Here is an 8,425-nt window from a genome sequence, read left to right as displayed (position 1 = left end):
AAAAGGATAAATTGTGTAAAGAAGCTGCAAAGGTGGTCCGTGATGGAGATACCATCTTTATTGATAACAGTTCTACTACGCTGAATCTGATACAGCATATGAATCCCAGATACCAGGTGACGATTATCACAAATTCCATCCGGCTTCTGCTGGATGCTTCCCTTCAGGATCACTCCAACCTGACCCTGATTTCCCTGGGCGGGATTTTCAGAGCCAGTAACTACTCCCTTACAGGAATTATGGCTAATGAGTGGATCAACAACTTTCGGCCGCACAAAGTATTTCTCTCTTGCTATGGAGTGAATGTAAAAGAGGGGATCACGGATAGCAGTGTTTATGAAGTGGATGTTAAGCGTCTGATGATGGAGAAGGCACAGGAGGTTTACGTGCTGGCAGACGCCACAAAGTTTGATAAGCCTGGTGTGGTGTACCTTGCAGATTTTTCTAAGATCGACTTTTTGGTGACCAACAGAGGGCTTGCTTATGATCAGGAAGAGTATCTGAAAAAACAGGGAACACAGCTTGTAGTAGCTTCTGAGCAGTAAATGCGGGGGCAAAATGAAAAGAATAGCGTTTGATTTAGGAGCCAGCAGCGGTAAGATGATGCTGGGTGAATTCGATGGAGAGCGCCTTCAGACTCAGATTATTCATCGCTTTCCAAATAGGCAGGTCAACGTGGGTGGTGATCTGTACTGGGATATCTTAGGGATCTACACAAACATAACAGAGGGGATCCGTAAGGGGAGAGTTCTGGCAGGCGAAGCCATCGGGAGTCTGGGGATGGATTCTTACTGCAATGATTTTGGTTTGATCGGGAAAAACGGCGATCTGGTCACCCAGATGCGCTGTTACCGGGATCCGCGCATGGCCAGAATGTCGGATGAAATTTATCGGAAAGTGGGAAGGGAAGAACTTCACCGGATGACGGGAAATCAGAATGCGACGTTTAACACCGTAATCCAACTGGCTGCCATGATTCTGGAAGGGGAGGGATACCTGCTGGAAAATTCAAGCCGGCTTCTGCACCTTCCGGATCTGCTGACATATTTTCTTACTGGACATATGTACTCGGAATATACCATAGCTTCCGTGACACAGATGTTTGATTTTAGGACAAATGACTGGCACAGAGAGATTACGAAGCGGTTAGGAATACCAACACATATACTGGGACCTGTCATAGAGCCGGGGGTGGCAGCCGGTGTATTTACCGAACATGGGGCAAGGGAGATTGGAGTAGAGAAAATAAAGGTGATAGCGGTGGGAGAACATGATACTGCTTCTGCGATTGCTGCGTTACCGTTAACGCATAAAAATGCCGCCTATATTAGCAGTGGTACCTGGTCACTGATGGGAGTGGAGACAGAAAAGCCTATCATCAATGAAGATACGTTCCGGTACAATATTGCCATTGAAGGCGGAGTGGAGCATAGATACCGGATGCTGAAAAATATCATGGGACTGTGGCTAGTGCAGGAATGCCGGCTGGAGTATGCCAAGATGAAAAAGGAGTATGATTTTGAAGAACTATCGAAGTTGGCTGAAAAGGAACAGCCATTTCGAAGCCTGGTCGACCCGGACGATCCCGTATTCTATATGCCGGGAAATATGCTGGAGAAAATACGGGATTACTGTACAGCATCCGGGCAGCCGGTACCGGAACGGCCGGGACAATATATAAGGGCTGTAAAGGAGAGCCTGGCTTTTAAGTACAGGTGGGTAATGGAGACTTTGGAGAAAATCAGGGGAGAGGAGATTCAGACTATCCATATTTTAGGTGGGGGCGGGCTGGATTTGCTTTTGAACCAGTTCACAGCCAACGCTTGTGGGCGACCGGTATACGCAGGACCCGTGGAAGCAGCACTGATGGGAAATTTCCTAATGCAGATGAAGGCAGAGGGAGAGATTACAAATATCTCTCAAGGCAGAGAGATACTATCCAAATCCACGGATATTAACTGTTTTTATCCGGAGAATATCACAGACTGGGAGGAGCACTATCAATATTTTAAGACTATCTGCGACAGGGGAACTATAAAGAGATGTGATTGCTTCCGGAACAGAATATAAAGACTACATATAAAAGACAAACAAGGAGGAGTTTACTATGGCATTAAAATATGCATGCATCACCGGATCATTGGGAAACAGGGTAGACCGTTTTATGGCGGGTGGGTATAAAGAAGACAATACAGCCGAAGAGCGTATAGCAGGCCTGGCGGAGACAGGCGTTGTGGAGGCACTGGAGCTTTGCTATGATCCAGACGGGGATGAGAACAATCCGGAGGAGATACGGAACTGGGCAGAGAAATATGCATTTAAAATTTCTGGTGTCAATGCACCTTTAAATGGTGACAAACGTTTTGCCTACGGTTCTCTCACCAACACGAATCCGGAATATCGGGCTCTGGCAATCCAGTACTGTAAAGACAGTGTGGATTTTGCCAAAGCTGTGGGAGCTGAGTTTGTCAATATATGGATGGGTGAGGATGGTTTTGACTATGTTTTTCAGACAGACTACACCAGGCAGTGGAATCTGATGGTGGAAGCAATTCGGGATATATGTGACTATGCACCGGATATGAAGATTGCACTGGAGTTTAAGCTGAGAGAGCCCAGGAATCGATGTACACTGGATACTGCTGGCACCACACTTCTGCTGGCAAAGGATGTGGAACGTCCTAATGTGGGTTTAACCGTGGATCTGGGGCATGTATTCCAGGCTCAGGGAAATATTGCTCAAGTGGTTGAGATGTGCGCAAATCACGGTATGCTCTATAATCTCCACATCAATGACAACTACAGTGCATGGGATGATGACATGATTTTGGGATCTGTGCGCTATACCGAGTATATAGAGCTTTGTTATTCATTGCGAAAGATTGGTTACAACGGCTGGACATCGGTGGATATTTTCCCCTTTCGTGAAAATGGATATAAGGCTGCGGCAGAGAGCATTCGGTTCATGCAGATCTTTGACCATGCTGTAGATCTGATCGGCAGCGATAAGCTGGCAGCGTGCATTGAGGGCACGGATGCCACAGAAGTATTTGGTTTGATTAGAGAGTCTATCTTTAAGTCCAATACCCCGTAGCAGGCGGCTGGGTATCAGTTTTGAAGCTGCCCGGGAATAAAAGAAGAAATGGAGTGAGCGCATTGAGAAAAGAAGTGGAGGAAAAACTTTGCCGTATCCGTTCATTTATGGAGAATGAGGGGTATCAGGGAGTTCTACTTACATTGAATGAAAACTTTTTTTGGATGAGTGGAGGCAGATGTGCCTTTGTAGATAAGAGCACAGGGGTCGCAGCATCGAAGTTATTTGTGACAAAAGATAAGCAGTACGTGATCTGCAATTCCAGTGAGCGCTTCCGGGTTATGGAGGAGGAACTGTTGGAAGGGGAGTTTGAACTGATCTCATACCTGTGGCATGAGGATGAGAAGAATGTACTGAATTCCTTACTTCTGGATGGCAGATATGCCAGTGATAACGGAATCTGCGGAAGCGATAACCGCGAAGCCGATATCCAGAAGCAACGCTACGTGCTTACAGAAGCAGAAATTGTCCGTTATCGGGAGATTGGTTTGGAGTGTGCAGGGATTGTAGAGGAGTGCTGCAGGAGGATACACAGGGGGGAAAGCGAACTGGAAATAGCTGCCCGCACTGTACAGATGCTGATGGAAAAAGGGTATCAGATCCCTGTGTGCCTGGTGGCAGCGGATGAGAGACTAAAAAAGTACCGTCATCCTATTCCAACAGAAAAACAGGTGGATAAATATGCTATGACAGCCATCTGTGCCCAGAAGTATGGTCTGACGGTATCTGTCAGCCGCATCGTATCTTTGGGGGCGGTAGATGCACAAAAGACTAAGAGGATGGAAGCGGTTCAAAGAGTAGATGCAGCTTTTATCCTGAATACAAAGGCAGGAGTAAAAGCCGGAGATGTTCTGGAAAAGGGATTCTCTGCATATCAGCAGGAGGGATATGCAGAGGACTTCCATCTTCACCATCAGGGTGGCGCTCTGGGATACCTCACCCGAGATTATTGTGTCAATTTTAGAACCGAAGATACGATCCTGGATAGTCAGGCATTTTCCTGGAATCCTACTATCGCCGGCGTGAAATCCGAAGATACCTTCTTGGTGTCTGGCGAATCACAAGAGGTAATTTCCCATACGGGCAACTGGGTTTACAAGGAGATAACCCTGAATGGCAGAAGTATCTTAAGACCAGACATTCTGGTGATATAGGAGGTATAAACATGGAAAAAAGCTATAGGGAAGAATTAGTAGGGGTCTTTGGCAGCCCTATTGATGAAAACCCGACTGTGGTGGTGGCGAAGGCGGCTTTCGAGGATCTGAAGATTCCCTACAGGTATCTGACCGTACTGGTAAAGCCAGAGGATTTAAAGGATGCCATGCAGTCGCTGAAGGCGTTAAATATGAAAGGGATACATCTGACTATTCCACATAAGGTGGAGGTACTGAAATACCTGGATGAAGTGGCAGATGATGCCCGTATTATGGGGGCGGTTAATACTGTATATGTAAAGGACGGCAGGCTTTACGGAGAGAATACCGACGGAAAAGGTTTTATTACATCGTTAAAGGAAGAGCAGATTCCACTGGAAGGGAAAACGGTCATGCTGTTGGGAGCAGGTGGAGCTGCCCGGGCAATTGCGGTGGAACTGGTAAACGCAGGGGTAAAAAAGATTCTGGTTGTGAACCGTCCAAGGTCCGGCAGGGGATCTGCTCTGACTAAGCTTATAAATGAAAAAACAGGTGCTCAGGCAGAGTATCTCCCCTGGGAGAGTACCATTGCAGTACCAGAAGAGGCAGATATTCTGGTAAATACCACAAATATTGGACTTTATCCAAATGTAGACCAGAAACCCGATATTGATTACGATACGATGAAGAAAGGGATGACAGTCTGCGATGTGATTCCTAACCATCCCCATACCGTGTTTTTAAAAGAAGCCGAAAAACGGGGTATAAAAACCATAGATGGACTGGGAATGCTGATCAATCAGGCAGAGATAAGTTTTTATCTCTGGACCGGCTGCAGATGCAATCGCAACGTGATGAAAGAAGCGCTGGCAAAAGAGTATGGATTATAGTGTGACAGAAAGAAGGTAGAGAATTATGGTAGATTTATCATATAGGAAAGAACGGGAAGCTATGGCAAAAGTGGCATATTATATGTGGGACCGCAAGCTCACAAATGCAGCGGGAGGAAATTTTGCTGTACGTGTGGACGATAACAGGGTGCTGATTTCTCCGTCTTTAATGTCAGAGAGGCACTTTTGCGAGATGAAACCTGAGGATTTTCTACTCATTGATTATGAGATGAATATCTTAGAGGGAACCGGGAAACTTTCACGTGAGGGGTACATGCATGTACTGCTTCTTAAAAACTTTAAAAATATAGGGGCAACCATTCATGCCCATCCACAGTACAGTATGGTATTTGTGGCTCAGAGCAAGCCTATCCCCAATATTACTGAAGCGACAATGAAGCGGGGGCCTGTGGAATGTATACCCTATACCGAAGCTTACACAAAGAATCTTCATGAGGAAGTGTACCAGTATTTTGATGAGAGACGTATTCTTGCGGAAAAATATCCCATTGCAGCCATTATGCCTCTGCATGGGGTTGTAGTATCCGGTTCTGATCTGTTTATGGCATACAGCATGCTGGAAAGGATTGAGGCAGATGCCATCTGCAATATATTTAAAAATCAAATTTGACGGGGTTTACCAAAGTGAGCAGCCCGGGTTTACAACGCAGAAATTATTTGCACCGGGAGGCACATCTGTCAGTAAGCAATTTTAAAACACGCTCAGGGAGGGATATTATATGGATCATATAGATCAGGCATATGAGCTTGCAAAGGAAAGATATGCAGCCATTGGTGTGGATACAGAGAAAGCCTTGAAACAAATGGGCCGGGTCAGGATTTCTTTTAATGCATGGCAGTTTGACGATGTAAGAGGATTTCTGAAAAAGAATAGTGCTATGAGCGGCGGCATTCTTTCTACCGGTAACTATATAGGGGCAGCAACCAACCCGGAAGAGCTGCGTCAGGATGCAGATATGGCTTTTTCTCTGATACCTGGAACGCACAAGCTTAGTCTTCAGGCAACTCAGGTGGATACGGATGAGCAGGTAGACCTTGATGATATACAACCACATCATTATCAGAATTATGTGGACTGGGCAAAGGAGCGGGGGATTGGCTTGGATTTTAATCCCAGCTGCTATTCCCATCCCAACTCAGAAAGGGGATTTACCCTATCCAGTAGTGACAGGGGGATCCGAAAGTTCTGGATCAGGCACTGCCAGTGCTCCAGCCTTGTGGGTGAGCACTTTGGCCGTGAGCTGGGTATACAGGCAGTGACCAACCACTGGATCTGTGACGGATATAAGGATTTTCCGGCGGATCAGTTTGCACCCAGGGAGAGGTTGAAAGACAGTCTGGATGAGATTTTTCATAACTCTGTTAACCAGAAATTGAACCTTGATACACTTGAGAGCAAGCTGTTTGGCATCGGAGTTGAGGCGTATACCGTGGGTTCCCACGAGTTTTATATGATGTATGCGGCAAAGAATGGGCGCAGCCTGTGTCTGGATGCAGGGCATTTTCATCCCACCGAGGAAGTGGCGAATAAGATCAGTTCTGTGATGATATTCTCAGAAGAGATGGCACTGCATGTTACCAGACCCATGCGCTGGGACAGTGACCATGTAGTTTCATTTGATGATCAAACGCAGGCTATGATTAATGAGGTAGTACGGGGCGGATGGCTGGAACGGGTACATATCGGGACCGACTATTTTGATGGAAGCATCAACAGAATAACTGCTTGTGTCACCGGAATGAGAAATACGTTGAAAGCATTGATGAGAGCACTTCTTGAACCAGCGGGCAGACTGCGGGAGTTGGAGATGGAAGAGAATTATTCGGAGCGCCTGGCAGTTATGGAGGAATTGAAAACTTTCCCGTTTGAAGCTGTGTGGGATTATTACTGTCAGGTTAAGGGAGTCCCGGTGGGGCTGGACTGGCTGCCTGAGGTAAAGAGGTATGAACGGGAAGTGTTGAGTTACAGATAGGAGAAACCATGGAGGAGAATTTAAAGAGATATGAGAAGATCGAGGATCAGGAAAAGCGGCTGAGGTTTGTTAAATTTGACAATGAGGATGCCTGGCGGCTGGGCAGCATTTTGGTAGAGGAAGCAAAAAAGCAGGATGTCTCCATCGCAATTGATATTCTTATTAATGGGTACCAGGTATTTCGGTATGGAGCACGGGGAACGAATCATTATAATGAGATCTGGCTATCGAGAAAAATCCGTTCCGTTTATACCATGCAAATGAGCAGTCTGAAACTGTACTACATGATGCTCATAGGAAAAGAGGATATCTACCAGGGCGGATACCTGGATCCTGCACAGTTCGCAGCAGTGGGTGGCGGGTTTCCGATCTATGTAAACGGTGTCGGCTGTATCGGTGTACTGGCTGTATCAGGACTGACTCATCACCAGGATCATGATATGGCAGTAGAAGGACTGTGCCGGTATCTGAATATGGAAGTGGAGAGGGTTAGGGAATGAAGGATTGTGAATGACTTTTTTGAAGGAATACGGTTGTGAACAGTAAGGGGAGTGAGGTGATGAGTTCATGGGAAAGTATAAAGTGACGACCTGGGATATTGCCTGTGCAGCGGGGGTATCCCAGGCTACTGTTTCTATGATATTGAATAAAAAGTACAATGTATCTTTTTCCAGAGAGACTGTTGAAAAGGTGGAACAGAGTGCAAAAGTTCTGGGATATGTCATACCTAAAAGGAGGATTAAGAAAGACTACAGGACAGAAAAACTCATCGTTGCCTTCTGTCCCACCTTTACGAATCCCTACTATGTCATGCTGCTTCAGGGTATTGAGGAAGTAGCCAGTAAAAGAGGATATGGGGTTTTTATCTGCAATACACAAAGGGATCTGAAGCGGGAAGAGCAGTATCTGAAAATGATGGCTGCTATGCGCCCTATGGGGATCATTTATACCTGCAATCCCAGTCCCTGCTTTAAGGAACAGGTACAAGACTTGGCGGACATAATTCCCCTGGTCATTATTAATAACCGGGAGAACATCTCTGAGGTGGACGCAGTTGAACTGAACAACACCAAGCCGGGAAAGCTAATGGCGGAGCACTTAATGTCACTGGGGCACAGGGATGTGGCGTTTATTTCTCCACCTCTGACACGCAGACAGCAGCAGAGGTTTAAAAGGGTGGAGGGATTTGTAAAGGAATATGAGAAGGCTGGCCTGAAGGACCGGGTGGTTGTGAAAGCTGCGGATGAGGAACAGGATACGGATATCCCCAGCCTGGATTCTGAGTATAAAATCGGCTACACCCTGACCGGGGAG

General features: G+C 46.3%; 9 protein-coding genes. All 9 read left to right on the top strand.

The window, feature by feature from the left end:
* A partial coding sequence (locus ACH2DQ_RS22230) for a DeoR/GlpR family DNA-binding transcription regulator (protein WP_395028374.1) occupies window positions 1-545 on the top strand: 545 nt, incomplete at its 5' end.
* Window positions 546-558: 13 nt separating this feature from the next.
* Entirely contained in the window at window positions 559-2,070 is a 1,512-nt protein-coding gene (locus tag ACH2DQ_RS22225; protein WP_394915291.1) for a rhamnulokinase family protein, read from the top strand.
* Window positions 2,071-2,107: 37 nt separating this feature from the next.
* Entirely contained in the window at window positions 2,108-3,094 is a 987-nt protein-coding gene (locus ACH2DQ_RS22220; protein ID WP_394915290.1) for a sugar phosphate isomerase/epimerase family protein, read from the top strand.
* 62 nt (window positions 3,095-3,156) lie between these two features.
* The gene (locus tag ACH2DQ_RS22215) at window positions 3,157-4,248 is read left to right on the top strand and encodes a M24 family metallopeptidase (protein ID WP_394915289.1); all 1,092 of its coding nucleotides are present in this window, start codon (window positions 3,157-3,159) and stop codon (window positions 4,246-4,248) included.
* A gap of 11 nt (window positions 4,249-4,259) precedes the next feature.
* Window positions 4,260-5,117 carry a shikimate dehydrogenase gene (aroE, locus tag ACH2DQ_RS22210; protein WP_394915288.1) on the top strand — a complete coding sequence of 286 codons (858 nt, stop codon included), beginning with the start codon at window positions 4,260-4,262 and terminating at the stop codon, window positions 5,115-5,117.
* 25 nt (window positions 5,118-5,142) lie between these two features.
* Window positions 5,143-5,748, top strand: coding sequence for a class II aldolase/adducin family protein (locus ACH2DQ_RS22205; RefSeq protein ID WP_394915287.1), 606 nt, complete (start codon window positions 5,143-5,145; stop codon window positions 5,746-5,748).
* Between the two features lie 109 nt (window positions 5,749-5,857).
* Window positions 5,858-7,111, top strand: coding sequence for an L-rhamnose isomerase (locus ACH2DQ_RS22200; protein ID WP_394915286.1), 1,254 nt, complete (start codon window positions 5,858-5,860; stop codon window positions 7,109-7,111).
* Between the two features lie 8 nt (window positions 7,112-7,119).
* On the top strand, window positions 7,120-7,611 hold the full coding sequence (locus ACH2DQ_RS22195) for a heme-degrading domain-containing protein (RefSeq protein ID WP_394915285.1): 492 nt from the start codon (window positions 7,120-7,122) through the stop codon (window positions 7,609-7,611).
* Between the two features lie 67 nt (window positions 7,612-7,678).
* The coding region (locus ACH2DQ_RS22190; RefSeq protein WP_395028370.1) for a LacI family DNA-binding transcriptional regulator at window positions 7,679-8,425 on the top strand (747 nt) is incomplete at its 3' end.

It is taken from the genome of Robinsoniella sp. (genome assembly GCF_034124845.1).
Note: the sequence above shows the minus strand (reverse complement) of the source record. Positions and strands in the feature narration are given on the sequence as shown.

Bases quoted from the DNA above. Each gene is read 5' to 3' on its own strand.
- ACH2DQ_RS22220 (WP_394915290.1), top strand. From the start codon at position 2,108: ATGGCATTAAAATATGCATGCATCACCGGATCATTGGGAAACAGGGTA.
- ACH2DQ_RS22200 (WP_394915286.1), top strand. From the start codon at position 5,858: ATGGATCATATAGATCAGGCATATGAGCTTGCAAAGGAAAGATATGCA.
- ACH2DQ_RS22195 (WP_394915285.1), top strand. From the start codon at position 7,120: ATGGAGGAGAATTTAAAGAGATATGAGAAGATCGAGGATCAGGAAAAG.
- ACH2DQ_RS22205 (WP_394915287.1), top strand. From the start codon at position 5,143: ATGGTAGATTTATCATATAGGAAAGAACGGGAAGCTATGGCAAAAGTG.
- aroE (WP_394915288.1), top strand. From the start codon at position 4,260: ATGGAAAAAAGCTATAGGGAAGAATTAGTAGGGGTCTTTGGCAGCCCT.
- ACH2DQ_RS22225 (WP_394915291.1), top strand. From the start codon at position 559: ATGAAAAGAATAGCGTTTGATTTAGGAGCCAGCAGCGGTAAGATGATG.